This is a genomic window from Roseateles sp., assembly GCF_047654785.1.
Taxonomy (GTDB): domain Bacteria; phylum Pseudomonadota; class Gammaproteobacteria; order Burkholderiales; family Burkholderiaceae_C; genus Pelomonas.
In genome coordinates, this window is the sequence record NZ_JASGKQ010000001.1 from 357,213 (window position 1) to 382,883 (window position 25,671).

The 25,671-nt window shown below is 72.8% G+C and carries 21 protein-coding genes and 1 other RNA gene; 20 read left to right on the forward strand and 2 right to left on the reverse strand.

Features of this window, described 5'->3' with window-relative positions; translation table 11 throughout:
- Positions 1-15: 15 nt before the first annotated feature.
- The 4 genes from pyrC (at position 16) to QM788_RS01675 (ending at position 4,353) form a co-directional block, all read left to right on the forward strand.
- Positions 16-1,050: a dihydroorotase gene (pyrC, locus tag QM788_RS01660; RefSeq protein ID WP_415659739.1), complete on the forward strand. Its 1,035-nt coding sequence runs from the start codon at positions 16-18 to the stop codon at positions 1,048-1,050.
- Positions 1,047-1,841: an NYN domain-containing protein gene (locus tag QM788_RS01665; RefSeq protein WP_415659740.1), complete on the forward strand. Its 795-nt coding sequence runs from the start codon at positions 1,047-1,049 to the stop codon at positions 1,839-1,841. The genes pyrC and QM788_RS01665 overlap by 4 nt, the downstream gene beginning before the upstream one ends.
- 122 nt (positions 1,842-1,963) lie before the next feature.
- Complete coding sequence (locus QM788_RS01670; protein WP_415659741.1) at positions 1,964-3,337, forward strand: S1 family peptidase; 1,374 nt, start codon at positions 1,964-1,966, stop codon at positions 3,335-3,337.
- Complete coding sequence (locus QM788_RS01675; RefSeq protein ID WP_415659742.1) at positions 3,310-4,353, forward strand: FHA domain-containing protein; 1,044 nt, start codon at positions 3,310-3,312, stop codon at positions 4,351-4,353. Before QM788_RS01670 ends, QM788_RS01675 begins: the two co-directional genes overlap by 28 nt.
- Positions 4,354-4,357: 4 nt before the next feature.
- Here QM788_RS01675 and cysK read toward each other — a convergent pair whose 3' ends face one another.
- Positions 4,358-5,272, reverse strand: coding sequence for a cysteine synthase A (gene cysK, locus QM788_RS01680; protein ID WP_415659743.1), 915 nt, complete (start codon positions 5,270-5,272; stop codon positions 4,358-4,360).
- A gap of 89 nt (positions 5,273-5,361) precedes the next feature.
- On the opposite strand from cysK, the gene rnpB reads away from it, so the two are divergent.
- The 3 genes from rnpB (at position 5,362) to QM788_RS01695 (ending at position 7,982) form a co-directional block, all read left to right on the forward strand.
- Positions 5,362-5,799: RNase P RNA component class A (rnpB, locus tag QM788_RS01685), an RNA gene on the forward strand.
- Positions 5,800-5,865: 66 nt separating this feature from the next.
- A complete protein-coding gene (locus QM788_RS01690; protein WP_415659744.1) occupies positions 5,866-7,074 on the forward strand; it encodes a multidrug effflux MFS transporter in 1,209 nt (402 codons plus the stop codon).
- Between the two features lie 8 nt (positions 7,075-7,082).
- Entirely contained in the window at positions 7,083-7,982 is a 900-nt protein-coding gene (locus tag QM788_RS01695; protein WP_415659745.1) for a carbonic anhydrase, read from the forward strand.
- 100 nt (positions 7,983-8,082) lie between these two features.
- On the opposite strand, the gene QM788_RS01700 is transcribed toward QM788_RS01695, so the two are convergent.
- Positions 8,083-10,476, reverse strand: a complete 2,394-nt coding sequence (locus tag QM788_RS01700) for a response regulator (protein ID WP_415659746.1) — start codon at positions 10,474-10,476, stop codon at positions 8,083-8,085.
- A gap of 329 nt (positions 10,477-10,805) precedes the next feature.
- Between QM788_RS01700 and mraZ the strand changes: the two genes are divergently transcribed.
- The 13 genes from mraZ to QM788_RS01765 all read left to right on the forward strand — a co-directional run bounded on the left by mraZ (position 10,806) and on the right by QM788_RS01765 (position 25,671).
- Entirely contained in the window at positions 10,806-11,237 is a 432-nt protein-coding gene (gene mraZ, locus QM788_RS01705; RefSeq protein WP_415660299.1) for a division/cell wall cluster transcriptional repressor MraZ, read from the forward strand.
- Positions 11,237-12,199, forward strand: coding sequence for a 16S rRNA (cytosine(1402)-N(4))-methyltransferase RsmH (gene rsmH / locus QM788_RS01710; RefSeq protein ID WP_415659747.1), 963 nt, complete (start codon positions 11,237-11,239; stop codon positions 12,197-12,199). The genes mraZ and rsmH overlap by 1 nt, the downstream gene beginning before the upstream one ends.
- A 5-nt stretch (positions 12,200-12,204) precedes the next feature.
- Complete coding sequence (ftsL, locus tag QM788_RS01715; RefSeq protein ID WP_415659748.1) at positions 12,205-12,468, forward strand: cell division protein FtsL; 264 nt, start codon at positions 12,205-12,207, stop codon at positions 12,466-12,468.
- Positions 12,465-14,243, forward strand: a complete 1,779-nt coding sequence (locus tag QM788_RS01720; RefSeq protein WP_415659749.1) for a peptidoglycan D,D-transpeptidase FtsI family protein — start codon at positions 12,465-12,467, stop codon at positions 14,241-14,243. The genes ftsL and QM788_RS01720 overlap by 4 nt, the downstream gene beginning before the upstream one ends.
- Positions 14,244-14,303: 60 nt before the next feature.
- Entirely contained in the window at positions 14,304-15,770 is a 1,467-nt protein-coding gene (locus tag QM788_RS01725) for a UDP-N-acetylmuramoyl-L-alanyl-D-glutamate--2,6-diaminopimelate ligase (RefSeq protein ID WP_415659750.1), read from the forward strand.
- Between the two features lie 8 nt (positions 15,771-15,778).
- Entirely contained in the window at positions 15,779-17,143 is a 1,365-nt protein-coding gene (locus QM788_RS01730) for a UDP-N-acetylmuramoyl-tripeptide--D-alanyl-D-alanine ligase (protein WP_415659751.1), read from the forward strand.
- The gene (mraY, locus tag QM788_RS01735) at positions 17,133-18,311 is read left to right on the forward strand and encodes a phospho-N-acetylmuramoyl-pentapeptide-transferase (protein ID WP_415659752.1); all 1,179 of its coding nucleotides are present in this window, start codon (positions 17,133-17,135) and stop codon (positions 18,309-18,311) included. The genes QM788_RS01730 and mraY overlap by 11 nt, the downstream gene beginning before the upstream one ends.
- A gap of 112 nt (positions 18,312-18,423) precedes the next feature.
- Positions 18,424-20,067: a UDP-N-acetylmuramoyl-L-alanine--D-glutamate ligase gene (murD, locus tag QM788_RS01740; RefSeq protein ID WP_415659753.1), complete on the forward strand. Its 1,644-nt coding sequence runs from the start codon at positions 18,424-18,426 to the stop codon at positions 20,065-20,067.
- 5 nt (positions 20,068-20,072) lie between these two features.
- On the forward strand, positions 20,073-21,308 hold the full coding sequence (gene ftsW / locus QM788_RS01745; protein ID WP_415660300.1) for a putative lipid II flippase FtsW: 1,236 nt from the start codon (positions 20,073-20,075) through the stop codon (positions 21,306-21,308).
- Positions 21,305-22,381 (forward strand): undecaprenyldiphospho-muramoylpentapeptide beta-N-acetylglucosaminyltransferase, encoded by a 1,077-nt coding sequence (murG, locus tag QM788_RS01750; protein WP_415659754.1) that lies wholly within the window; start codon positions 21,305-21,307, stop codon positions 22,379-22,381. Before ftsW ends, murG begins: the two co-directional genes overlap by 4 nt.
- A gap of 106 nt (positions 22,382-22,487) precedes the next feature.
- Positions 22,488-23,876, forward strand: coding sequence for a UDP-N-acetylmuramate--L-alanine ligase (murC, locus tag QM788_RS01755; RefSeq protein WP_415659755.1), 1,389 nt, complete (start codon positions 22,488-22,490; stop codon positions 23,874-23,876).
- The gene (locus QM788_RS01760; RefSeq protein WP_415659756.1) at positions 23,873-24,844 is read left to right on the forward strand and encodes a D-alanine--D-alanine ligase; all 972 of its coding nucleotides are present in this window, start codon (positions 23,873-23,875) and stop codon (positions 24,842-24,844) included. The genes murC and QM788_RS01760 overlap by 4 nt, the downstream gene beginning before the upstream one ends.
- Positions 24,841-25,671, forward strand: a complete 831-nt coding sequence (locus QM788_RS01765) for a cell division protein FtsQ/DivIB (protein WP_415659757.1) — start codon at positions 24,841-24,843, stop codon at positions 25,669-25,671. The genes QM788_RS01760 and QM788_RS01765 overlap by 4 nt, the downstream gene beginning before the upstream one ends.

Consider the following 25,671-nt stretch of genomic DNA (forward strand, 5'->3'; position numbering starts at 1 on the left):
CGACAATCCCGCCCCATGACCGACACGATCACCCTGACCCGCCCCGACGACTGGCATCTGCACCTGCGCGACGAGGCGGCGCTGGCCAGCGTGCTGCCGCACACGGCGCGGCAGTTCGCGCGCGCCATCGTCATGCCCAACCTGCGCCCGCCGGTCACCACCGCCGCGCAGGCCGTGGCCTACCGCGAGCGCATCCTGGCCGCGCTGCCCGAAGGCTCGGACTTCCAGCCGCTGATGACGATGTACCTGACCGACAACACGCCGGTCGATGAAATCAAGCGGGCCAAGGCGGCCGGCGTCGTCGCGCTCAAGCTCTACCCGGCCGGCGCGACGACCAACAGCGATGCCGGCGTGACCGATCTGCGCAAGACCTACGCGACGCTGGAGGCCATGCAGCGCGAGGGCCTGCTGTTCCTCGTACACGGCGAGGTGACGGACGCCGACGTGGACCTGTTCGACCGCGAGGCCGTGTTCGTGGACCGCGTCATGGGCCCGCTGCGTGCGGCCATGCCCGAGCTGAAGATCGTCATGGAGCACCTGACGACGAAGGAGGGCGTGCAGTACGTGGCGGGCGGCGACCGCTTCACGGCCGCGACGATCACGCCCCAGCACCTGCTCTACAACCGCAACGCCCTCTTCACCGGCGGCCTGCGCCCGCACTACTACTGCCTGCCGGTGCTCAAGCGCGAGGAACACCGCCAGGCGTTGCTGCAGGCCGCCGCGTCGGGCAGCGCGAAGTTCTTCCTCGGCACTGACAGCGCGCCGCACGCGTCGGTGATGAAGGAGAACTCGGTCTGCGGCGCCGGCTGCTTCACGGCGCTGTCGGCGCTGGAGCTGTACGCCGAGGCCTTCGAGGCCATCGGCGCGCTGGACAAGCTCGACGCCTTCGCCGGCCACCACGGCCCGGACTTCTACGGCCTGCCGCGCAACGCCGGCACCGTGACGCTGAAGCGCGAACCCTGGACGCTGCCCGAGGCCGTGCCCTTCGGCGACGCGCAACTCAAGCCGCTGCGTGGCGGCGACACGCTGAACTGGAAACTGATCGCATGAACATGCAGGACAAGAAAGTCGCCTTCCTGGTGGACTTCGACAACGTCGCCACCGACGTCATCGAGCAGGCGCTGAACGCCGTGTTCAAGGACTACGGCGCCGCCCACATCCGCCGCGCCTACTGCAACGCCGAGCAGGCGCTGCGCGAGCAGGGCTTTTTGAAGCGGCTGGGCCTGCGCGCCATCGTCAACCTGGCGATCGGCAAGAACTCCACCGACATCGCGCTGGCCGCCGACGCGATGGACCTGGCCATCACCGAGAAGCCCGACGTCATCGTGCTCGTGTCCTCCGACAGCGACTTCGCGCCGCTGGTGCTGCGCCTGCGCGAGAAGGGCGCGTGGCTGCGCGGCTTCGGCCAGTACGGCAAGACGGGCGACGGCGTGATCCAGATCTACGACCAGTTCAACGAGCTGGCACACGACAGCGGCAAGCCGACGCCCAAGCCGCCAGCCAAGAGCGCTCCGGCCAAGAAGGCCGCCGCGCCCAAGCCCGCAGCCAAGAAGGCCGCGCCCGCGAAGAAGGCTGCGCCGGCCGCCAAGCCGGCACCCGCCGCAGCAGCGGAGCCGGATGCCAACGTCGCGGCCGCCAAGGAGATCAATGCCGTATTGAAGGCGCTGCCTGAGTTGGCCGACGGGCAATGGCATGAGATGAATGCCGCCGCCAAGGCGTTGCGCGAAGCGGGGCTGCTTGCAAAGAACGCGCCCTCCACCAAGCTGTTCCGCAAGCACCCGCAGGCCTTCCAGCTGCAGCCGGAGAAGCAGCCCAACCAGGTGCGCTTCGGCCACGGCTGACGGCGCCGGCCGGGCCGGCCGCCGGTTCGCCGAATGCGTCACGCGCGCCGGCCGCGCGGCGGCCGGCGGCGCCCCGCAAAGCGGCTAGCATCGGCGCCCGCTCCGGGAGGTCCTGCTTGCTGATGAAGTCCTGTTTGAAGCCGCTGCTCGGCCTGGCCCTGGCGGCGCTGACCAGCCTGGCCGGCGCGCAGCAGCCGCCGCCTGCGGCCGCGGCGTCCGCGCCGCCGCCCCAGGTGCAGGCGCAGGCCCCGCAGCCGCCGGCCGCCGTGTCGGCCAGCGCGCGCCGGCTGTACGAGCGCAGCAAGGGCCAGCTGCTGCAGATCCGCACGCTGCTGAAGTCGCAGGACAGCCAGGCTTCCGTCGGCTCGGGCTTCCTCGTCAGCGACGACGGCCACGTCGTCACCAACTACCACGTCATCAGCCAGTTCGCGCTGGAGCCCGACAGCTACCGGCTGCGCTATGCGACCACCGACGGCCAGGGCGGCGCGCTGGAGCTGCTGGACTTCGACGTCCGCCGCGACCTCGCGCTGCTGCGCGCGGCGGACGGCGGCCTGAAAGGCCGCGGCGCGCTGGCCTTCCGGCCGCAGAGCCAGCCGCTGGCCAAGGGCGAGCGCATCTACTCCATGGGCAACCCGCACGACGTGGCCTTCGCCGTCGTCGAGGGCAACTACAACGGCCTCGTGGAGCGCAGCTTCGACCCGCTGATCTACTACGCCGGCGGCATCAACCCCGGCATGAGCGGCGGCCCGGTGCTGGACGAGGACGGCCGGGTCGTCGGCGTCAACGTGTCCACGCTGCTGTTCGCGCAGCAGGTCAGCTTCCTGGTGCCGGGGCAGTTCGCCGAAAGCCTGGTCGGGCGCAGCCTCGCGGCCCGGCCCATCCGCAGCGCCGCCTGGTCGCGGCTGCGCGACCAGCTCACCGCCTACCAGGACGAACTGGTCGCCCGCTTCCTCGCGCTGCCGTGGGAGAGCGCCAACAACAAGCGCTACCGCCTGCCCGTGCCGCGGCAGGACTTCATGCGCTGCTGGGGCCGCAGCACGGCCGCCGACAGCAAGGGCCTGGACTACGAGCGCTCGCAGTGCCGCATGGACCATGCGCTGTTCGTCGGCGGCGGGCTGCAGACCGGCTGGCTGGACATGTCGCACGAGGCCTACGACGGCCGCAAGCTCGGCGCGCTGCGCTTCGCGCGCCAGTACTCCGACAGCTTCCGCAACGAGCGCCTGGGCCGGGCCGACAAGTCCGGCACCGCGCCGTATTGCAAGGAGCAGTTCGTGGACCGCGCCGGCCTGCCGCTGCGCGCCGTGGTGTGCCTGCGCGCCTACCGCAAGCTGGAGGGCCTGCACGACCTGAGCGTGCTCGTCACCACGGTGGACGACAGCCGGCAGGGCGCGCTGGGCCGCTTCGACGCCCGCGGCGTCAGCTTCGACAACGCGCTCAAGCTCGTGGCGCACTACCTGGAGGGTTTCGCGTGGACGACTGCCAGCAAGCCCCGGTGATGCCCGCCGACGAGCCCCCGGTCCAGCCCATCGTCGTGCCGGACGCCGCCGTCGTCGAACTGCTGGGCCGCGACGGCCGTGCCGTGCTCGTGCAGCGCGTGGCGCGCTGGCCGGTGCGCATCGGCCGCTCGCCCGCGTGCGACATCGTGCTGGACGACGCCCACCTCGCCGCCGAGCATGCCGAGCTGCACCTCGCGCCCGGCGGCGGCGTGCGCCTGAAGCTGCTCGCCAGCCGCAACGGCGGCCAGGCCGGCCGGCAGCGCCTGGCGGCCGGCGACGAGGTGCCGCTGCCCGCGGGCGGCGTCTTCCAGCTCGCCGGCTGTGCGCTGCGGCTGCGCACCAGCGCCGATGCGCTGGCGCCCGAGCAGCCGCTGCTGGTCGACAAGGCCCGGCACTGGGGTTTCGTGCCGCTGCTGCTGCTGGCGCTGCTGTTCTTCCAGTGGGTGGACCGCTGGAGCGCCGTGGACCCGGATGCGCGCTGGGTGTCCTACGCGCCGCCGCTGCTCGCGCCGCTGGCGCTGGTGCTCGGCTGGGCGGGGCTGTGGTCGCTGGCCAACCAGCTGTTCCAGCACCGCTTCCCGTTCACCACGCACCTGCGCCGCGCGCTGGTGGTCATCGTCGCGCTGCAGGCGCTGGACTGGCTGCTGCCGGCCGTCGCCTATGCCTTCTCGTGGCCGCGGCTGATGGCGCTGGCCTCGCTGGCCACGCCGGTCGGCGTGGCGATGCTGATCTCCTGGCACGCCCGCCTCGTGTGGCCGCGCGCCTGGCGGCCGCTGAACCTGGGCATCGCGGCGCTGGTGCTGCTGGGCCTGGGGCTGCAGGTCGGCAGCCGCCAGGAGCAGCAATACGTGTTCGGCCCGCCCTACCTCGCCAGCCTGCCGCCGCCCGTGCTGCGCCTGGCGCCGGCCCGGCCGCCCGAGGCGCTCATCGAGTCGCTGAAGCCGCTGCAGGCCGAACTGGCCCGGCAGGCGCGCAAGGACAACGAGGGGGCCGGGGACGACGAGGGCGGCGAGTGAGTCGTCAGGCCGGCAGGAAACCCTCGACCGACAGGTAGCGCTCGCCGGTGTCGTAGTTGAAGCCCAGCACCCGCGCGCCGGCCGGCAGCTCGGGCAGCTTCTGCGCGATGGCGGCCAGCGTCGCGCCGCTGGAGATGCCCACCAGCAGCCCTTCCTCGCGGGCGCTGCGGCGGGCGTACTCGCGCGCGGCCTCGGCCTCGACCTGGATCACGCCGTCCAGCCGCGCGGTGTCCAGCACCGCCGGGATGAAGCCCGCGCCGATGCCCTGGATGGGGTGCGGGCTGGGCTGGCCGCCGCTGATGACGGGCGACGCGCTGGGCTCCACCGCGAACACCTTGAGCTGCGGCCACGCGGCCTTCAGCACCTGCGCGCAGCCGCTGATGTGGCCGCCGGTGCCGACGCCGGTGACCAGCGCGTCCAGCCCGTCGGGGAAGTCCTTCAGGATCTCCTGCGCTGTCGTCCGCGCGTGCACGGCCGGGTTGGCCGCGTTCTCGAACTGCTGCGGCATCCACGAGCCGGGGTGTTCGGCCAGCAGCTCGTGCGCGCGGGCGATGGCGCCCTTCATGCCCTTCTCGCGCGGCGTCAGGTCGAACGTGGCGCCATAGGCCAGCATCAGCCGGCGGCGCTCGATGCTCATGCTGTCGGGCATCACGAGGATGAGCTTGTAGCCCTTGACGGCCGCCACCATCGCCAGGCCGACGCCGGTGTTGCCCGACGTGGGCTCGATGATGGTGCCGCCGGGCTTGAGCAGGCCCTGCGCCTCGGCGTCCGCCACCATGGCCAGCGCGATGCGGTCCTTGATCGACCCGCCCGGGTTGCTGCGCTCGGACTTGACCCAGACTTCGGCGGCGGGGAAGAGCCGCTGCAGGCGGATGTGGGGCGTGTTGCCGATGGTGTCGAGGATGCTGGCGGCTTTCATGGGAGGGCTCCTGGGCGCGGTGGATGCGGCGCAGTGTGCCAGCAGTCCCGGGCCGGCCGGCGCGTGGCCAAGGGATAATCCGCCCCGTGAAGCAAAGCCAGACCGCCGCTGGGGCGAGCTCGGAAACGAGGCCCTGGAGGAAGGTCCGGACTGCACAGAGCGGCGTAGCAGCTAACGGCTGTCCGGCGAAAGCCGAGGATCAGAGCAACAGAGACGAGTCGATGACGGGTACCGTCATCGGGTGTTCTATACGGCAACCGCGCAAGCGGTTGTGACGCACGGCGCAAGCCGGGCGGCGCCGGGCGCAAGCCCGAGCCGGATAGCCGCCCGATGGCGGGCGAAGCCCAGCATCGGGTGAAACGGGCAATCTCTACGCGCAGCAACACCAAGTAGGCCAGCGTCGATGCGGCTCGCAGAGCTGGCGGGTAGGTGGCACCGAGCCGGGCAGCGATGCCCGGCCCAGAGGAATGGCGGTCAGCGCCCGGCGACGGGCGTCACAGAATCCGGCCTATCGGCTTCGCTTCACACTTTTCCCTCCCCGGGCGGCCGGCGCGCCGCGTCGATAGACTGCCCGTTTTGTCCCAAGGCCTCCGATGAATCCCGAAGCCAGCCGCCTGTGGCGCGCACCCCGCTGGGCCCTGTCCGTGCTGCTGGCCTGCCTGGCCATGGTCGGGCCGTTCTCCATCGACACCTACCTGCCCGCCTTCTCCGGCATCGCCGCGGCGCTGGACGCCACGCCGGTGCAGATGCAGCAGACGCTGTCGGCCTACCTGCTGGGCTTCGCGGTGATGAACCTGTTCCACGGCGCGCTGTCGGACTGCTTCGGCCGCCGGCCCGTGGTGCTGGTCGGCCTGGCGGTGTTCACTGCCGCGAGCCTGGGCTGCGCGCTGGCCGGCTCGATCGGCCAACTGGTGTTCTGGCGCACGGTGCAGGGCATGTCGGCGGGGGCGGGCGTCGTCGTGTCGCGGGCCATCATCCGCGACATGTTCCCGCCGGCGGACGCGCAGCGGGTGATGTCGCAGGTGACGCTGTTCTTCGGCGTCGCGCCGGCCATCGCGCCGATGGTGGGCGGGTTTTTGTTCGTGCATGCCGACTGGCATTCGATCTTCTGGTTCCTGACCTTCGTCGGTGCGGCGCTGCTGGTGTCCAACTGGCGGCTGCTGCCCGAGACGCTGCACGCCGACCTGGCCCAGCCCTTCCACCCCGTGGCGCTGATGCGCGAGTACTGGCGGCTGTGCAGCAGCCCCCGGTTCATGATGCTGGTGCTGGCCAGCGGCATCCCGTTCAACGGCATGTTCCTGTACGTGCTGGCCACGCCGGTGTTCCTGGGCGAGCACCTGCAGTTCGCGCCGCAGCAGTTCTTCTGGTTCTTCCTGTGCACCATCGGCGGCATCATGGCCGGCGCGGCGGTCAGCGGGCGCCTGGCCGGCAACATGAGCCCGCAGCGGCAGATCATGCGGGGCTTCCGCATCATGGTCGCGGTGTCGGTGCTGAACATCGCGCTCAACCTGTTCGTGCCGCTGAGCGCGTTCTGGGCGCTGCCGCTGATCGGCCTGTTCTCCTTCGGCTGGGCGCTGATGGTGCCGGTGGTGACGCTGCTGGTGCTGGACCAGGTGCCCGAGCGTCGCGGCATGGCCTCGTCGCTGCAGGCCTGCATCGGCTCGGCGGCCAACGGGCTGGTGGCCGGCCTGCTGGTGCCGCTGGTGATGCACTCCACCGTCGCGCTGGCCGTCACCTCGGGCCTGCTGATGCTGGTGGGCCTGGCGGCGTGGTACGGCGTGCGCCGCTCGATCGCTGCCTGACGACCGCGATGACGACGCTGCACCGGCTCCTCCCCGCCCTGCTGCTGGCCGCCGCGGCCGCCCAGGCGCAGGACCCGCCGCCCGACCCCGTGGACGCGCTGCGGCAGCGGCTCGCGGAGCGCCTGTCCGCCCCGGGCGACGGCGAACTGACCGTGCGGACTGCGCCCCAGGCCGGCGCCCGGGCCGACAAGCCGGCCCGGCCCGGCCGCCCGGCCGCTGGGGCGGCGGCGCGCTGGAGCTATGGCGGCGACACGGGCCCGGCGCACTGGGCCGCGCTCGCGCCCGAGAACGGGCTGTGCGCCAGCGGCACGCGGCAGAGCCCCATCGACATCCGCGATGGCCTGGCCGTGGACCTGGAGCCCATCGCCTTCGACTACCGCCCCGGCGCGTTCACGGTGCTGGACGACGGCCACACCGTGCGGGTGACGCCCGCGGCCGGCAGCGGCCTCACGGTGATGGGCCGGCGCTACGAGCTGACGCAGTTCCACTTCCACCGCCCGAGCGAGGAGCGCGTGGACGGCCGGGCGTTCGAGATGGTGGCGCACCTGGAGCACCAGGACGCGCAGGGGCGGCAGGCCATCGTCGCGGTGCTGCTGGAGCGCGGGCCGGACGACCGGCCGCAGCCGCTGGTCCAGACCGTTTGGGCCCACCTGCCGCTGGAGCGCGGCGAGGCGCTGGCGGCGCCGGTGCCGCTGGACCCGGCCCGGCTGCTGCCGGCCGACCGCGGCTACTACACCTACATGGGCTCGCAGACGACGCCGCCCTGCCAGGAGGGCGTGCTGTGGATGGTGATGCGCGAGCCGGTGCCGCTCACCGCGCAGCAGATCGACGTGTTCGCGCGGCTGTACCCGATGAACGCGCGGCCGCTGCAGGCCACGTCGGGGCGGCTCATCAAGCAGTCGCAGTGAGGGGGTGCCCCTCGGCCAGGCCTGCGCCGGCTGAACGCCGGCAGGCCTGGCCGGTCTTGCAGACCGCGCAGCGGGCCAGCCCGCTGCTCTTCGGCAGGCCTCAGGCCCGAGCGGGGGTGCGGGCGCCGGACAACCAGTCGTGCAGCGTGCCGAACAGCTGCTCCGCGACGACGGGCTTGGCGACGTGGTCGTCCATGCCGGCGTCCAGGCAGCGCTGGCGCTCCTCGTCGAAGGCGTTGGCCGTCATCGCCAGGATGGGCAGCGCCGCGCCCTTGGCCAGGCGGCGGATGGCGCGGGTGGCGTCCAGGCCGTCCATCACGGGCATCTGCACGTCCATCAGCACCAGCGCGTAGTCGCCGGCCTCGACCATCTCGACGGCCTGCCGGCCGTCCGCGGCCACGTCCACCGCCAGCCCGGCGCTGCCGATCAGCGCCACGGCCACCTCCTGGTTGACCGGGTTGTCCTCGGCCAGCAGCAGCTTGCGCGGCTGGCTGTGGGCCAGCTCGGCCAGGCGCTCGCGCGCCGAGTACAGCCGCGGGCGCGGCGGCGCGGGCAGCGCGGCGGGCTGGCCGGCCGGCTCCATGGCCAGCGCGAACCAGAACGTGCTGCCCTCGCCGAGCCGGCTGTCCACGCCGACGCGGCCGCCCATCAGCGTGGCCAGCCGGCGGCAGATGGCCAGGCCCAGGCCGGTGCCGCCGTAGCGGCGCGTCGTCGAGGTGTCGGCCTGCTCGAAGTCGCGGAACAGCCGGCCCTGCGCGTCGGCGGCGATGCCGATGCCGCTGTCCTGCACCTCGAAGCGCAGCGGCAGGCCGGCGCCCTCGGGCGCGCCGTCCAGTTGCGCGGCCAGGCGGACGGCGCCGGACTCGGTGAACTTCACCGCGTTGCCGGCGAAGTTCAGCAGCACCTCGGCGATGCGCTGCGGGTCGCCCAGCAGCGTGCGGCCGCGCAGCGCCGGGGCGATGTCGGTCTCCACGCGCAGCCCCTTGGCGGCGGCGGACTGCGCGGTCATGTTGGCGACGTTGTCCAGCACCTCGTCGACCGTGAACGGGCGGCGCTCCAGCTGCACCTTGCCGGCCTCGATCTTGGAGAAGTCCAGCACGTCGTTGACGATGCCCAGCAGGTGCTCGGCGGCGTGGGCCACCTTGCGCAGGCGCTGCTGCTGCGCCGGCTCGGTGCTGTCGCCCTGCGCGAGGTAGGTCAGACCGATGATGGCGTTCATCGGCGTGCGGATCTCGTGGCTCATGTTGGCCAGGAAGGCGCTCTTGGCCAGGCTGGCAGCCTGCGCGGCCTCGGTGGCCTCGGCCAGTTCGGCGGTGCGCGCGGCGACCAGCTCTTCCAGGTGATGGCGGTGGCGCTCCAGCTCCAGCGCGTCGCGGCGCTGGCGGGAGATGTCGGTCAGGAAGCCGTGCCACAGCACGCTGCCGTCGGCCTCGCGCTGCGCGATGGCGTTGCCGTAGATCCAGCGCACGTTGCCGTCCGCCTGCGGCGCGCGGAACTCCTGCTGCCAGGGCTCCAGCGTGCGCGCGGAGGCCAGCAGGCTCTCTTGCACGGCGGCGCGGTCGCCGGGGTGGATGCGCGCGAACCACGGCGTGGCGCTGCGGTCCAGATCGTTGCCGCCGAGCAGGAAGTACTCGCGCACCGCCTCGCTGACGTAGGTGAACGAGAACTCGCCGTCCGCCGCCAGGCGCAGCTGGTAGACGACGCCGGGCACCGTCTCGGCCATGCCGCGCAGCCGCTCGATGAGCGCGTGCTGCGCGTCGAACTGCTGCTGCAGCGCGTCGCGCATGTGTTCCAGGTGGCCGCCCAGCCGGCCGATCTCGTCCTGCCGCGTGTGGCGCAGCCGGGCGTCGAAGCGGCCGCCGGCCAGGTCGTTGGCGAAGTCGCCCAGCTCGCGCAGCGGGCGGAACAGCCGCGAGTTCATCAGCCACAGCACCAGCGCCAGCGACACCAGCAGCTGGCCGCCCACCGTGGCCCCGTACAGCCAGCGCTGGCGCAGCACGGCGGCGGTGCTCAGGTGGTCGTCGATCTCCACCTGGACGCGGCCGATGCGGGCGGCGCCGCGCAGGATGTCGCGCTCGCCGGCCAGGGTCTGGCCCCGGCGCCGCTCGGGCAGGTCGGCCTCGATGAAGGGCAGGCCCTGCGAGGTGTCGCTGATGCTGACGCGCACCACCTCCGGCGACTTGACGATGGCCGACACCACCTCGCGCGCCGCCACCGCGTCCAGGTTCCACAGCAGCTCGGGCAGGCTGCCGGCCAGCACGTCGAGCTTGGCGTCCAGCTCGCGCTGCAGCGACTGCCCGGCCACCTGCGACTCGCGCAGGCCGATCAGCAGGCCGCCCACCGCGAGCGCCGGCAGCAGCAGGCCCACGCTGGTGCCCAGCGCCAGCGCGGCGAACAGCGACGACGACGAGCGCCGCCCCGGCGCGGCGGGGCGTGCGACCCCGGCGGGGGCGTCCTGCGCCCGGCGGGCATCCGGCTGCGTGCTGCTGTCCATCCCAGGGCCCGAAGGCGGCTGTCAAAAGTAACGGATGGTATGCGCGCGGCCGGGGCCGGCGACGCGCTCGGCCGGGCGGCGGTGTGCGGTGTTGCCGGCTTGCGGCGCCGACCCTCGAACGGGTGGTCGCCGGCAGAACTTCAAGCGCCACTTCGCAACATGCCGGCAAGTCCTTATTTATGAAGGATATTTTTCATCAGCACTGTCGATTTCAACAGTCGTCGCTAAGTGCTTGATTTCATTGCAAAAAGTTGTTCGGAACCTTGACCCTGGGGTGTTCAGGCCTTAAAGTGGGATGAAGTGTCGTTTCGTGGTGAAAAGTGTCGGAAATCGTCTTTCAGGGAGCCTCCAACTTGGCGCTGGACGCCAAGGGGCGCCTGAGCGTTCCTGCGCGCCACCGCGAGGTGCTGCAGCTGCTCTGCCAGGGCCGGCTGACCGTCACCAAGCATCCGGACGGCTGCCTGATGCTGTTCCCGCGCCCGACCTGGGAGGTCTTCCGCGACAAGGTCGCCGGGCTGCCGATGTCGGCCGCCGGCTGGAAGCGGGTGTTCCTCGGCAATGCGATGGACGTCGAGATCGACTCGGCCGCGCGCGTGCTGATCTCGCCCGAGCTGCGCGAGAGCGCGGGGCTGGACAAGGACGTGGTGCTGCTCGGCATGGGCAGCCACTTCGAGCTGTGGGACAGGAAGGCGCACGCCGCCCAGGAGGCCGAGGTGCTGGCCGGGCCGATGCCGGAGTCGCTGAAGGATTTCAGCTTCTGATGGGCGCTGCGATGGACGAGAGCGCCACGTTCCGCCACACCACCGTGCTGCTGGACGAGGCGGTGGACGGCGTGCTGGCGCGCCCCGACGGCGTCTACGTGGACGGCACCTTCGGCCGTGGCGGGCATTCGCGCGCGCTGCTGGCCCGGCTGGCGCCCGGGGGGCGGCTGATCGCCATCGACCGCGACCCCGAGGCCATTGCCGCGGCGGCCGCCATCGCGGACCCGCGCTTCGCCATCCGCCACGCCGGCTTCGCCGACATGGCCGACGAGCTGGCCGCCATCGGCGTGCACGAGGTGGACGGCGTGCTGCTGGACCTGGGCGTGTCCAGCCCGCAGATCGACAACCCGGAGCGCGGCTTCAGCTTCCGCTTCGACGGCCCGCTGGACATGCGCATGGACACCACGCGCGGCGAGAGTGCGGCGGCCTACCTCGCGCGTGCCGGCGAGCGCGAGATCGCACAGGTGATTCGGGACTATGGCGAAGAGCGGTTTGCTTCACAGATTGCAAAGGCGCTTGTTGCTCGCCGGGACGCCGGTGCGCCGCTCACGCGCACCGACGAGCTGCGCGAACTCGTGGCTCGCACGGTCAAGACCCGCGAACCCGGGCAGGACCCGGCCACGCGCACCTTTCAAGCCCTTCGGATTCATGTCAATGGCGAGCTGGAGCAGCTGGATGAAGGGCTGAACGCGGCGCTGCGGCTGCTGCGCGCGGGCGGGCGGCTGTCCGTCATCAGCTTCCATTCGCTGGAGGACCGCCGCGTCAAGCAGTTCATCGCCGCGCACAGCAAGGCCGAGGTGGACCGCCGCGCGCCGTTCGCGCCGCCGCCCGCGCTGGCGCTGCGCGCGCTGGGCCGCGTGATGCCCAGCGCCGCCGAGGTGGCGGCCAACCCGCGCTCGCGCTCCGCCGTGCTGCGCGTGGCCGAGCGCACCGACGCGCCGCTGGCGCCGGCCAGGGGCTGACGCACGTGGCCCGGCTCAACCTCATCCTCCTCCTCGCGGTGCTCGGCAGCGGCCTGGTGCTGGTGCACAACGCCTACGAGTCGCGCCGGCTGTTCGCCGAGCGCGAGCGTGCCAAGAACGAGGGCCAGCGCCTGGCCGCCGACGCCGAGCGGCTGGCCGCCGAGCGCCACGCGCAGGCCACCAACCTGCGCGTGGAGCAGGTGGCGCGCGAGCGGCTGGGCATGCGGCCGATCTCGCCGGCCGTCGTCGCCTCGGGGGTGTCGCCATGAACGGCAAGGCTGCCAAGGCCCACAAGGCGGGCGCGCGCGCCGTCACCTACGCCACCAGCCCGCTGCTGGCGTCCAAGACGCCGCCGTGGCGCTCGCGCTTCCTGGTGGCGCTGGTGGGCCTGGCGTTCGCCGGCCTGCTGGGCCGCGCCGTCTACGTGCAGGTGCTGCACACCGAGTTCTTCCAGAAGCAGGGCGAGGCCCGCTACGCGCACACGCTGGAGCTGCCGGCCAGCCGCGGTCGCATCAACGACCGCAGCGGCCAAGTGCTGGCCGCCAGCGTGGCGGTGCCGTCGATCTGGGCCATCCCGAAGGAAGTGGACGCCGACCCGGACAAGCGCCGCGCGCTGGCCCGGGCGCTGGGGCTGTCGGCCAGGGAGCTTGCCGCCAAGCTCAACCCCGAGGCGCGCTTCGTCTGGCTCAAGCGGCTGGCCGACGACGAGACCGCCGCCCAGGTCAAGGCCATCGGCCTGAAGGGCGTGTTCCAGGACCGCGAGTACCGCCGCAAATACCCCGAGGGCGAGGCGGCGGCGCACGTCGTCGGCTTCACCAACGTCGAGGACCGCGGCCAGGAGGGCATCGAGCTGGCGTTCCAGAAGGAGCTGCAGGGGCGCGACGGCTCGCGCTCCGTCGTGCGCGACCGCCTGGGCCGCGTGGTGGAGGACATCGGCGACATCGTGCCCGCCGCCAACGGCCGCGACGTGGACCTGTCCGTCGACTCCAAGGTGCAGTTCTTCGCCTACCAGCGCATCCGCGACGCGGTGGCGGCCAACAAGGCCCGGGCCGGCTCCGTCGTCGTGCTGGACGTGCAGACCGGCGAGGTACTGGCGCTGGCCAACTACCCGAGCTACGACCCGGGCAACCGCCGCAACCTCTCCGGCGAGCAGCTGCGCAACCGCGCGCTGACCGACGTGTTCGAGCCCGGCTCGACGATGAAGCCCTTCATCGCCGGCCTGTCGATGGAGACGGGCCGCAGCACGCCCGAGACGCTGGTGGACACCGGCAACGGCCGCTACGCCTTCCATGGCGCCGTCATCAGCGACACGCATGCGCACGGCGTCATCCCGGTGCGCGAGGTCATCAAGTTCTCCAGCAACATCGGCGCGGCCAAGCTGGCGATGCAGATGCCGGCGCGCGAGATGCACGAGATGTTCACCGCCATCGGCCTGGGCCAGCGGCCGCAGATCAGCTTCCCCGGCGCGGTCGGCGGCAAGCTGCGCCCGTACAAGAGCTGGCGGCCCATCGAGCAGGCGACGATGAGCTACGGCTACGGGCTGTCGGCCTCGCTGTTCCAGTTGGCGCGCGCCTACACGGTGTTCGCGCGCGACGGCGAGATCATCCCGGTCAGCATGCTGCGCCAGCCGCACGACCATCCGGTCGCCGGCATCCGCGTCTTCCGCCCCGAGGTGGCGCGCGAGGTGCGCCGGATGCTGCAGGCCGCGGCCGGCCCCGGCGGCACGGCGCCGGACGCGCAGGTGCCCGGCTACAGCATCGGCGGCAAGAGCGGCACCGCACACAAGCAGGAGGGCCGCAACTACACGAACAAGTACCGCTCCTGGTTCGTCGGCGTGGCGCCCATCGTCAATCCGCGCATCGTCGTGGCCGTGATGGTCGACGAGCCCACGACCGGCGTCTATTTCGGCGGCAAGGTCGCCGGCCCGGTGTTCAGCCAGGTCACCGCGCAGACGCTGCGCCTGATGGGCGTGGCGCCGGACCTGGACGTGAAGAGCCAGATCGTGGCCAACCAGAAGGCCGTTGCCGTGGAAGAGAGCTTCTGACGCCATGATGCCCCCGCGCCCACTTCGTCCATCGCCCTCGGGGCGGCCCGGCGGCCGCCGATGCTGACCCGCCTCAACTCCCCCGACGCCGCGACCCGCTGGCTGGCCGAGTGGTGCACCGGCACGCTACGCAGCGACAGCCGCCGGGTGCAGCCCGGCGATGCCTTCATCGCCTGGCCCGGCTACGCGCGCGACGGCCGCGAGTACGTGGCGGCCGCGCTGGCCGCCGGCGCGGCCACCTGCCTCGTCGAGGAGGACGGCGTCGAGCGCTTCGGCTTCACCGACGCGCGCGTGGCCGCGCTGCCGGACCTGAAGGCGCGCACCGGCGAGATCGCCGCCGCCTACTTCGGCCGGCCCACCGAGGCGCTGGACGTCATCGCCGTCACCGGCACCAACGGCAAGACCTCGTCGGCCTGGTGGATCGCGCAGGCCTCGGCCGAGCTGGGCCGGCGCTGCGGCGTGGTCGGCACGCTCGGCGTGGGCGAGCCGCCCCGGCTGGACTACAACGGCCTGACCACGCCCGACCCGGTGCTGCTGCAGGCCGCGTTCGCGCGCATGGTGGAGCAGCGCTTCGCCGCCTGCGCGATCGAGGCCAGCAGCATCGGCCTGGTCGAAGGCCGGCTGGCCGGCAGCACCGTCCGCGTGGCGGTGTTCACCAACTTCACGCAGGACCACCTGGACTACCACGGCGACATGGCCGCCTACTGGCGGGCCAAGCGCGCGCTGTTCGGCTTCCCCGGCCTGCGCGCGGCGGTCGTCAACCTGGACGACGCCCAGGGCGACGCGCTGGCCCGCGAGCTGGCCGCGCTGGACCTGTGGACCACCGGCGTCGCGCACGGCGACGCGCGGCTGACCGCGCGCGGCCTGCACTACACCGGCGAGGGCCTGGCTTTCACGCTGCACGAGGGCGATGCGTCCGCCGCCGTGCAGACCGGCCTGATCGGCGACTACAACGCCGCCAACCTGCTGGGCGTGGCCGGCGCGCTGCGCGCGCAGGGCCATGCGCTGGCCGACGTGGCCCGTGCGCTGGCGCGCGTGACGCCGGTGCCCGGCCGCATGCAGCGCGTCGGCAACGGCCGCGAGCTGCCGCAGGTGGTGGTCGACTACGCGCACACGCCGGACGCGCTGGACAAGGCGCTGGCGGCGCTGCAGGGCTTCGCGCAGGCGCGCGGCGGCGTGCTGGTCTGCGTGTTCGGCTGCGGCGGCGACCGCGATGCCGCCAAGCGCCCGCTGATGGGCGCCATCGCCGCGCGGCGGGCCGGCCGCGTCGTCGTGACCACCGACAACCCGCGCACCGAGGCGCCCGCGCGCATCCTGGCCGACATCACGGCCGGCGCGCCCGGCGCCACCGTCATCGAGGCGCGCGAGGAGGCCATCCGCTCCGCGATCCGGGACGCCGGCCCGCGCGACATCGTGCTGGTCGCCGGCAAGGGCCACGAGGACTACCAGGAGGTCCTGGGCGTGCGCCGCCCGTTCTCCGACGTGGCCGAGGCGCGCGCGGCGCTGCTGGAAAGGGCCGGGCTGTGAGCGGCTTCATGACCCTCGCTGAAGCGCAGGCGCTGCTGCCGGGCTCGACGCTGGTCGGCGACGGCGCGACGGCCTTCGCGCGCGTGCACAGCGACACGCGCACGCTGCGCGCCGGCGACCTGTTCGTCGCGCTGCGCGGCGAGCGTTTCGACGCGAACGACTTCATCGCCCAGGCGCAGGCCGCCGGCGCCGTCGCGGCGCTGGCCGAGCGCAACCTCGGCACGCTGCCGGGCCTGCTGGTGCCGGACGCGAAGGCGGCGCTCGGCCAGCTTGCCGCCGCGTGGCGGCGCCAGCATGCGATCCCCGTGATCGCCGTCACCGGCAGCAACGGCAAGACGACGACGACGCAGATGATCGCCAGCATCCTGCGCGCCTGGGTGGGCGACGGTGCGCTCGCCACCGAGGGCAACTACAACAACGACATCGGCGTGCCGCTGACGCTGCTGCGCCTGCGCCACGACGACGCGCTGAGCCACCGCGCGGCGGTGGTCGAGCTGGGCATGAACCACCCCGGCGAGATCGCGCCGCTGGCCGCGATGGCGCAGCCGACGGTGGCCCTGGTCAACAACGCGCAGCGCGAGCACCAGGAGTTCATGGCGACCGTCGAGGCGGTCGCGCGCGAGAACGGCGCCGTCATCGCGGCGCTGGGCGCCAGCGGCTGCGCCGTCTTCCCGGCCGAGGATGCCTGCGCGCCGATCTGGCTGGCGCTGGCCGGTGCCCGCCCGCACCTGAGCTTCGCGCTGCGCGGCGAGGCCGACGTGACCGGCGACGCGCGCTGGCAGGGCACGCACTGGGCGCTGGAGATCCACACGCCCGCCGGCACCGTGCCGGTGGCGCTGCACCTGGCCGGCGAGCACAACGTGCGCAACGCGCTGGCCGCGGCCGCCTGCGCGCTGGCGGCCGGCGCGCCGCTCGGCGCCATCGGCCAGGGCCTGGAGGCCTTCCGCGCGGTGAAGGGCCGCAGCGAGCTCAAGCGCGACGCGCGGGGCCGCCCGCTGATCGACGACAGCTACAACGCCAACCCCGACAGCGTGCGCGCCGCCATCGACGTGCTGGCCGGCCTGCCCGGCGACGGCTGGCTGATCCTCGGCGACATGGGCGAGGTGGGCGACGACGGCCCGGCCTTCCACCGCGAGGTGGGCGCCTACGCGGCCGAGCGCGGCATCGCGCATTTCTGGACGGCCGGCGCGGCCGCCCGCGACGCCGCCGCCGCCTACGGCCCCGGCGCCCGCGCCTTCGACACGACGGCCGCGCTCATCGCGGCCCTGGACGAACAACCCCGCGCGGCCCAGACCCTGGTCAAGGGCTCGCGCTTCATGAAGATGGAACACGTGGTCGCCGCACTGCAAACCGGAGGCGCCCATGCTGCTTAGCCTCGCCCAGTGGCTGCAAGGCCTCTATCCCGACCTCGGCTTCCTGCGCCTGTTCCAGTACATCACCTTCCGCGCGGTGATGGCGGCGATGACGGCGCTGCTGATCGGCCTGGCCTTCGGCCCGTGGGTGATCCGCAGCCTCACGGCGATGAAGATCGGCCAGCCCGTGCGCAGCTACGGCGTGCAGGCCCATCTCGCCAAGAGCGGCACGCCGACGATGGGCGGCGTGCTGATCCTGATCGGCATCGGCGTGTCCACGCTGCTGTGGTTCGACTGGAGCAACCGCTTCGTCTGGGTGGTCATGCTGGTCACGATGGGCTTCGGCGCCGTCGGCTGGGTGGACGACTGGCGCAAGGTGGTCGACAAGAACCCGGAAGGCATGCGCAGCCGCGAGAAGTTCTTCTGGCAGTCGCTGATCGGCCTGGTCGCCGCCATCTACCTCGCGTTCAGCGTGTCGGAGACCTCGTTCCTCGGCGTCGTGGAGCTGTTCTACCGCTGGGTGAGCAGCGGCTTCTCCACCGAGCTGCCGCCCAAGGCCGACCTGCTGATCCCGTTCTTCAAGACCATCAGCATGCCGCTGGGCGTGTGGGGCTTCGTCGGGCTGGCCTACTTTGTCATCGTCGGCACCAGCAACGCGGTCAACTTCACGGACGGGCTGGACGGCCTGGCCATCATGCCGGTGGTGCTGGTGGGCTCGGCGCTGGGCCTGTTCGCCTACCTGACCGGCTCGTCGGTGTTCGCCAAATACCTGCTGCTGCCCTACATCCCGGGCGCGGGCGAGCTGCTGATCTTCTGCGCCGCGCTGGCCGGCGCGGGCCTGGCCTTCCTGTGGTTCAACGCGCACCCGGCGCAGGTGTTCATGGGCGACGTCGGCGCGCTGGCGCTGGGCGGCGGCCTGGGCACGCTGGCCGTCATCACGCGCCAGGAAATCGTGCTGGGCATCATGGGCGGCATCTTCGTGGCCGAAGTGCTGAGCGTGATGCTGCAGGTCAGCTGGTTCAAGTTCACGAAGAAGCGCTTCGGCGAGGGCCGGCGCCTCTTCAGGATGGCGCCGCTGCACCACCACTTCGAGAAGAGCGGCTGGAACGAGACCCAGGTCGTGATCCGCTTCTGGATCATCACGATGCTGCTGTGCCTGGTCGGCCTGGCCAGCCTGAAGTTGAGATGACCCACCCCCGATGCGCTTCGCGCCTCCCCCTCAAGGGGGCGCCCCGGGTGGCCTGGCAAAGCCAGTTCCACCGGGGCTGCTGGGCCATGCACGATTTCGCGAGGTTTGATTGATGAAGGTCGATCTGCCGTCGTTGGCGAATCAGCGCGTGCTGGTGCTGGGCCTGGGCGACTCCGGCCTGGCGATGGCGCGCTGGTGCGCGGCCCAGGGCGCGCAGGTCACCGTGTGGGACTCGCGCGCGCAGCCGCCGCAGCGCGAGGCGCTCGGCGACGCGGCGGCCTTCGTCACCGGCGAGCTGGCGGCCGGGCAGGTCGCCGGCTTCCATGCGGTGCTGAAGAGCCCGGGCCTGTCGCCGCTGGACGCGCGGCTGGCTGCGGTCTACGAACATGGGCCCGCGGTGCGCGGCGAGCTCGACCTGTTCGCCGACGCGCTGGCCGCGCTGGCGGCCCGGCACGGCTACGCGCCCGCGGTGCTGGCCATCACCGGCACCAACGGCAAGACGACGACGACCTGCATGACCGCGCTGCTCGCCGAGCGCGCGGGCCGGCGCGTGGCCGTCGCCGGCAACATCGGCCCGACGCTGCTGGACACGCTGGCCGACGCGCTGGCCCGCGAGCCCGAGCCGGCGCCGGCCGAGGCCGCCGAAGCTGTCGAGGCCGAGCCCGCCGAACCGCCGCCCGGCGAGGACGCGCCGCTGCCCATCGCGCCGCCGCCGCCGCGCGGCCCGGTGTTCGAGACGCTGCCCGAGGTCTGGGTGCTCGAACTCTCCAGCTTCCAGCTCGACGGCGTGGGCCAGCTCGAGCCGACGGCCGGCGCGCTGCTGAACCTGACCCAGGACCATCTCGACTGGCATGGCGACATGGCCGCCTATGGCCGCGCCAAGGCGCGCGTCTTCGGCCGCGAGGCGGTCATCGTCGTCAACCGCGACGACGCCGGGGCCGAGGCCCTCGTGCCCGCGCCGGTGTTCGTCAAGGGCACGCGCGGCAAGCCCGGCCGCACGGTGTCGCGCCGGGTCGTGCGCTTCGGGCTGAACCCGCCGACGGCGCCGGGCGATTTCGGCCTCGTCGACGAGGGCGGCCTGGCCTGGCTGGTGCGCGCCCGCGAGCTGGACCCGACGGTGAAGCGCAAGCGCGGCGACGAGGACGAGCCGCTGATGCTGCAGCGCCTGATGCCCGCCGACGCGCTGCGCGTGCGCGGCCGCCACAACGCGGCCAACGCGCTGGCCGCGCTGGCGCTGGCCACGGCCGCCGGCTGCGAGCTGGCGCCGATGCTGCACGGCCTGCGCGAGTACCGCGGCGAGCCGCACCGCGTCGAGCCCGTGGGCGCCATCGACGGCGTGGAATTCTTCGACGATTCCAAGGGCACCAACGTCGGCGCCACGGTGGCCGCGATCGCCGGCCTCGGCGCGGACCGCGCGCCGGCCAAGCTGGTGCTGATCCTCGGCGGCGACGGCAAGGGCCAGGACTTCGCGCCGCTGGCCGACGGCGTGGCCCGCCATGCGCGCGCGGTCGCGCTGATCGGCCGCGACGCGCCGCAGATCGCGGCGGCGCTGGCCGGCACCGGCGTGCCGCTGCAGCGCCACGACACGCTGGAGGCCGCGACCGCGTGGTGCCTGGCGCAGGCGCAGGGCGGCGACGGCGTGCTGCTGTCCCCCGCCTGCGCGAGCCTGGACATGTTCCGCAACTACGCCCACCGCGCCGAGGTCTTCGTCGCCGCGGCGCGGCAGCTGGCGGATGAGCGCGGGGTGGCGCTGTGAAGGCCATCGCCCAGCGCCTGCAGGGGCTGTGGAAGCGCGGCGACGAGGCCGGTGCCGCCGTGCCCGTGCGCGACTGGGTCGCCACCTCCGCCGGCCGGCCCACGCAGCTGCAGGGCTTCGACGTCACGCTGGTCTGGGTGGTGATCGCGCTGATGGCCTTCGGGCTGCTGATGGTCTATTCGGCCTCCATCGCGATGCCGGACAACCCGCGCTTCGCCAAATACCTGCCGACGCATTTCCTGACGCGCCACCTGGTGGCCATCGGCTTCGCGCTGATCGCCGGGCTGATCACGGTGCAGATTCCGGTGTCGCTGTGGGAGCGCTACGCGCCGTGGGTGTTCATCGCCGCGCTGGTGCTGCTGGTGGCGGTGCTGATCCCCGGCGTCGGCAAGGTGGTCTACGGCGCGCGGCGCTGGATCCCGCTGGGCGTGATGAACTTCCAGCCCTCGGAGCTGGCCAAGTTCGGCATCGCGCTGTACGCGGCCAACTACATGATGCGCAAGATGGACGCGCGGGAGAACTTCTTCCAGGCCGTCACGCCGATGGTGATCGCGCTGGCCGTCACGGGCGTGCTGCTGCTGGCCGAGCCGGACATGGGCGCCTTCATGGTCATCGCCGCGATCGCGATGGGCATCCTGTTCCTGGGCGGCGTCAACGGCCGCATGTTCTTCCTGGCCGTCGCGGTGCTGCTGGGCGCGTTCGTGCTGATGATCACGCTCAGCGACTTCCGCCGCGAGCGCATCTTTGCCTACCTGAACCCCTGGGACGAGAAGTACGCCCAGGGCAAGGCCTACCAGCTGACGCACAGCCTGATCGCGTTCGGCCGCGGCGAGTGGTTCGGCCAGGGCCTGGGCGGCAGCGTCGAGAAGCTGCACTACCTGCCCGAGGCGCACACCGACTTCCTGCTCGCCGTCATCGGCGAGGAACTGGGCTTCGCCGGCGTCGCGGTCGTCATCGTCGCGTTCTTCTGGCTGACGCGGCGCTGCTTCCTGATCGGCCGCCAGGCCATCGCGCTGGACCGCGTGTTCGCCGGCCTGTATGCGCAGGGCATCGGCATCTGGATGGGCGGCCAGGCCTTCATCAACATGGGCGTCAACCTCGGCGCGCTGCCGACCAAGGGGCTGACGCTGCCGCTGATGAGCTTCGGTGGCTCGGCGATCCTGATGAACTGCGTCGCGCTGGCGGTGGTCTTGCGGATCGACCTCGAGAACCGGCAGTTGATGCGGGGAGGGCGCTCGTGAGCGAACGTCACCTCGTCGTCATGGCGGCCGGCACCGGCGGTCACGTGATCCCCGGCCTCGCGGTCGCGGAGGAGCTGCAGCGGCGCGGCTGGACGGTGTCGTGGATCGGCACGCCGCAGGGCATGGAGAACCGCCTCGTGCCGGCGCGCGGCATCGCGCTGGACGCGCTGCCCTTCGCCGGCCTGCGCGGCAAGGGGCTGAAGCATGCGCTGCGCGGCGTCGTCGGCTTCTTCAAGGCGTTCGGCCAGGCCCGTCAGGTCTACGCGCAGCGCCGCGCGACGGCCGTGCTCGGCATGGGCGGCTATGTCTGCGTGCCGGCCGGCCTGGCGGCGGCCCTCTCGGGCCGGCCGCTGATGCTGGTCAACGCCGACGCGGCGATGCTGAAGAGCAATGCCGTGCTCAGGCCCTTCGCGCGCCGCATCGCGTTCGGCTTCGACGGCGCGGCGGCGGCGTCCACGCGCGGCGCGGTCGTCAGCGGCAACCCGGTGCGCGCCGAGATCGAGGCGCTGCCCGCGCCGGCCGAGCGCATGGCGGACCGCATCGGGCCGCTGCGCCTGCTGGTGCTGGGCGGCTCGCTGGGCGCGCGCGCGCTGAACCAGGCGCTGCCGGCCGCGCTGGCGCTGTGGCCCGAGGCGCTGCGCCCGCAGGTGCTGCACCAGTCCGGGCAGGATCACCTGGGCGCCGTCTGGCAGGCCTACACCGACGCGGGCCTCGCCGCCGAGGTGCGTCCCTTCATCGACGACATGGCCGCCGCGCTCGCCTGGGCCGACGTGGTGGTCTGCCGCGCCGGGGCCATCACCGTCAGCGAGCTGTGCGCGGCCGGCTGCGCGGCGGTGCTGGTGCCGCTGGTCGTCAGCACGACCTCGCACCAGCGCGACAACGCCGTCTTCATGGCCCAGCACGGCGCGGCGCTGCACCTGCCGCAGACGGAGCTGACGCCCGAGTCGCTGCATGCGCTGCTGGGCGGCCTGGACCGCGCCGCGCTGCTGGCGATGGCCGAGAAGGCCCGCGCGCTGGCCCGGCCGCGCGCGGCGGCGCGCGTCGCCGACGAAATTGAGGGGATGCTGAAATGAGCCGTGAAGGCCGTAGTGCATGGCGGGCCGAGCGCCGGGCCGCTCCCAAGCCGGCCCGCATCCCCTCGGGGGATCGGCCGACGTACCCGTCGGACGAGGGGCCGACATGAAGCACGCCGTACAGCGTTTGCATTTCGTCGGCATCGGCGGCGCCGGCATGAGCGGCATCGCCGAGATCCTGCACAACCTGGGCTTCCAGGTCAGCGGCTCGGATGCGGCCGAGAGCGCGACGACCGAGCGGCTGCGCGCGCTGGGCCTGCGCGTCGAGATCGGCCACGCGGCGCCGCACATCGGCGACGCGCAGGCGCTGGTGACGAGCACCGCCGTCGCGGCCGACAACCCCGAGGTCGCCGCCGCGCGCGCGCGCCAGGTGCCGGTCGTGCCGCGCGCCGTCATGCTGGCCGAGCTGATGCGGCTGCGGCGCGGCATCGCCATCGCCGGCACGCATGGCAAGACGACGACGACCTCGCTGGTCACGGCCATCCTCGTCGAGGCGGGCCTGGACCCGACCTTCGTCATCGGCGGCAAGCTGAACGCGGCCGGCGCGAACTCGCGGCTGGGCCGCGGCGAGTTCATCGTCGTCGAGGCCGACGAGAGCGATGCGTCCTTCCTGAAGCTGAGCCCGGTGCTGTCCGTCGTCACCAACATCGACGCGGACCACATGGACACCTATGGCCATTCGGTCGAGCGCCTGCACGGCGCCTTCGTCGAGTTCCTGCACCGCATGCCCTTCTACGGCGCGGCCGTGGTCTGCGCGGACGACCCCGGCGTGCGCGCCATCCTCGGCCGCATCGAGCGGCCGGTCGTCAGCTACGGGCTGTCCGAGGGCGTCGGCGTCCGGGCCGTCGACGTGCAGGCGCTGGCCGGCGCGCAGATGCGCTTCACCTGCCGGCGCGAGGACGCGGCCGACCTGGACGTGCTGCTGAACCTGGCCGGCGAGCACAACGTGCGCAACGGGCTGGCGGCCATCGCCATCGCGATGGAGCTGGACTGCCCGGACGAGGCCATCCAGAAGGCGCTGGCGGGCTTTGCCGGCGTGGGCCGCCGCTTCGAGAAGCACGGCGAATTCCCCGCCGCCGACGGCGGCCGCTTCGCGCTGATCGACGACTACGGCCACCATCCCGTCGAGATGGCCGCGGTGCTGGCCGCCGCGCGCGGCGCCCACCCCGGCCGGCGCCTGGTGCTGGCCTTCCAGCCGCACCGCTACACGCGCACCCGCGACTGCTTCGCCGACTTCGTGCGCGTGATGCGGGGCGCCGACGTGGTGCTGCTGACCGAGGTGTACGCGGCCGGCGAGCCGCCCATCGAAGGCGCCACCGGGCGCGCGCTGGCCGACGCGGTCGGCACGCCGCATTTCGTCGCGGCCGTGGCCGACATGCCCGCCGCACTGGCCGCGCTGACGCGCGATGGCGACGTGGTCATCGGCATGGGCGCCGGCTCCATGGGCAGCCTGCCGGGCCGCGTGGCCGCCTATTTCCAAGGAGGCGCGGCATGAGCTCGCCCATAGCCCTGAACCTCGATCCCCGCGCGCTCGGCAAGGTGGCCGTGCTGTTCGGCGGCCACAGCGCGGAGCGGCCGGTGTCGCTGATGAGCGGCGCTGGCGTGCTGGACGCCTTGCAGTCCGTCGGCGTCGACGCCCACGCCTTCGACCCCGCCGGGCGCCCGCTGCAGGCGCTGAAGGACGAGGGCTTCGACCGCGCCTTCATCGCGCTGCACGGCCGCGGCGGCGAGGACGGCACGCTGCAGGGCGCGCTGGAGTGGCTGGGCATCCCGTACACCGGCTCCGGCGTGACCGCCTCCGGCGTCGCGATGGACAAGACCATGACCAAGCGCGTCTGGGCCCACGAGGGCCTGCCGACGCCGCAATACCTGGCCCTGTCCCGCGCCGAGCTGACGCGCGAGCGCATCCGCGCGATCCCCGACGAACTGGGCCTGCCCGTCATCGTCAAGCCGCCGCACGAGGGCAGCAGCATCGGCATCACCAAGGCGGCGGGCTACTCGGAGATGCAGGGCGCCGTCGAGCTAGCGCTGGGCTTCGACGACGAGCTGCTGTTCGAGCAGTGCATCGACGGCCCGGAGCTGACCTGCGCGGTGCTGGGCGAGGGCGCCGCGGCGCTGGCGCTGCCGGTCATCGAGATCCGCGCCGAGGGCCAGAACTACGACTTCGCCAACAAGTATGAGACCGACACGACGCAGTACCTGTTCGGCACGCTGCCCGCCGCGCTGGAGGCCGAGATCCGCGAGACCGTGCTGCGCGCCTACCGGCTGCTGGGCTGCCGCGGCTGGGGCCGCGCCGACCTGATGCTGCGCCGGGCCGACATGAAGCCCTTCCTGCTGGAGATGAACACCAGCCCGGGCATGACCTCGCACTCGCTGGTGCCCAAGGCCGCCCAGGCCGCCGGCATCGCCTACCCGCAGCTGTGCCTGTGGCTGCTGTCGCAAGCGAGGCTGGACCGCCCGTGAACGCCGCCGCCGCCACCGCCGCACTGCCGCCCGACATCCGCCTGATGAATGCGGTGTCGGCGCTGCTCGTCGCGGCGCTGCTGGCCGTGGCGGCCTGGGCCGCGGTGCGCTGGGTCGTCGGCCTGCCGGTGTTCACGCTGCGCGCCATCCAGGTGGAGGGCGACGTCAGCCGCAACAGCGTCGCCTCGCTGCGCGCCAACGCGCTGCCGCGGCTGCACGGCTCCTTCCTCAGCATGAACCTGCAGGACGGCCGCGCCGCCTTCGAGGCCGTGCCCTGGGTGCGCCACGCGCAGCTGCAGCGCGTGTGGCCCATGCGGCTCAAGGTCAGCCTGGAGGAGCACCGCGCCGCCGCCTACTGGGAGGCGCGCGCCGACGGCGCCGACGCCGCCACCGAGGCCACGGCCGAGCGCGCGCTGGTCAACAGCTTCGGCGAGGTCTTCCAGGCCAACCTCGGCGACGTGGAGGACGAGGACCTGCCCGTGCTCGCCGGCCCGCCGCACACCGCGGGCGACATGCTGCGCATGTGGCGTGCGCTGTCGCCGGCCGCCGAGGCGCTGGGCGAGGAGATCGACCGGCTGGACCTGTCGGGCCGCGGCTCCTGGCGCGCCCGGCTGGGCGGCGGCGCCGTCGTCGAACTGGGCCGCGGCAGCGAGGCCGACGTGGTCGAGCGCTTCGGCCGCTTCGCGCGCTCCATCACCCGGGTCACGGCGACCTACGACAGCCCGCTGCTGGCCGCCGACCTGCGCCACGCCGACGGCTACGCGGTCAGGCTGCGCGGCGTGACCACCATCCAAACTCCGGGTAAACCCGCAAATAAGAGACGCTGA

What these genes read in the sequence shown, in the direction of transcription:
- rsmH (WP_415659747.1), top strand. Translation starts at nt 11,237, where the DNA reads ATGGGCGCTGCGATGGACGAGAGCGCCACGTTCCGCCACACCACCGTG.
- QM788_RS01730 (WP_415659751.1), top strand. Translation starts at nt 15,779, where the DNA reads ATGACCCTCGCTGAAGCGCAGGCGCTGCTGCCGGGCTCGACGCTGGTC.
- QM788_RS01725 (WP_415659750.1), top strand. Translation starts at nt 14,304, where the DNA reads ATGCTGACCCGCCTCAACTCCCCCGACGCCGCGACCCGCTGGCTGGCC.
- QM788_RS01720 (WP_415659749.1), top strand. Translation starts at nt 12,465, where the DNA reads ATGAACGGCAAGGCTGCCAAGGCCCACAAGGCGGGCGCGCGCGCCGTC.
- QM788_RS01670 (WP_415659741.1), top strand. Translation starts at nt 1,964, where the DNA reads ATGAAGTCCTGTTTGAAGCCGCTGCTCGGCCTGGCCCTGGCGGCGCTG.
- QM788_RS01695 (WP_415659745.1), top strand. Translation starts at nt 7,083, where the DNA reads ATGACGACGCTGCACCGGCTCCTCCCCGCCCTGCTGCTGGCCGCCGCG.
- murC (WP_415659755.1), top strand. Translation starts at nt 22,488, where the DNA reads ATGAAGCACGCCGTACAGCGTTTGCATTTCGTCGGCATCGGCGGCGCC.
- QM788_RS01760 (WP_415659756.1), top strand. Translation starts at nt 23,873, where the DNA reads ATGAGCTCGCCCATAGCCCTGAACCTCGATCCCCGCGCGCTCGGCAAG.
- QM788_RS01665 (WP_415659740.1), top strand. Translation starts at nt 1,047, where the DNA reads ATGAACATGCAGGACAAGAAAGTCGCCTTCCTGGTGGACTTCGACAAC.
- QM788_RS01690 (WP_415659744.1), top strand. Translation starts at nt 5,866, where the DNA reads ATGAATCCCGAAGCCAGCCGCCTGTGGCGCGCACCCCGCTGGGCCCTG.
- QM788_RS01700 (WP_415659746.1), bottom strand. Translation starts at nt 10,476, where the DNA reads ATGGACAGCAGCACGCAGCCGGATGCCCGCCGGGCGCAGGACGCCCCC.
- pyrC (WP_415659739.1), top strand. Translation starts at nt 16, where the DNA reads ATGACCGACACGATCACCCTGACCCGCCCCGACGACTGGCATCTGCAC.
- murD (WP_415659753.1), top strand. Translation starts at nt 18,424, where the DNA reads ATGAAGGTCGATCTGCCGTCGTTGGCGAATCAGCGCGTGCTGGTGCTG.
- mraY (WP_415659752.1), top strand. Translation starts at nt 17,133, where the DNA reads ATGCTGCTTAGCCTCGCCCAGTGGCTGCAAGGCCTCTATCCCGACCTC.
- cysK (WP_415659743.1), bottom strand. Translation starts at nt 5,272, where the DNA reads ATGAAAGCCGCCAGCATCCTCGACACCATCGGCAACACGCCCCACATC.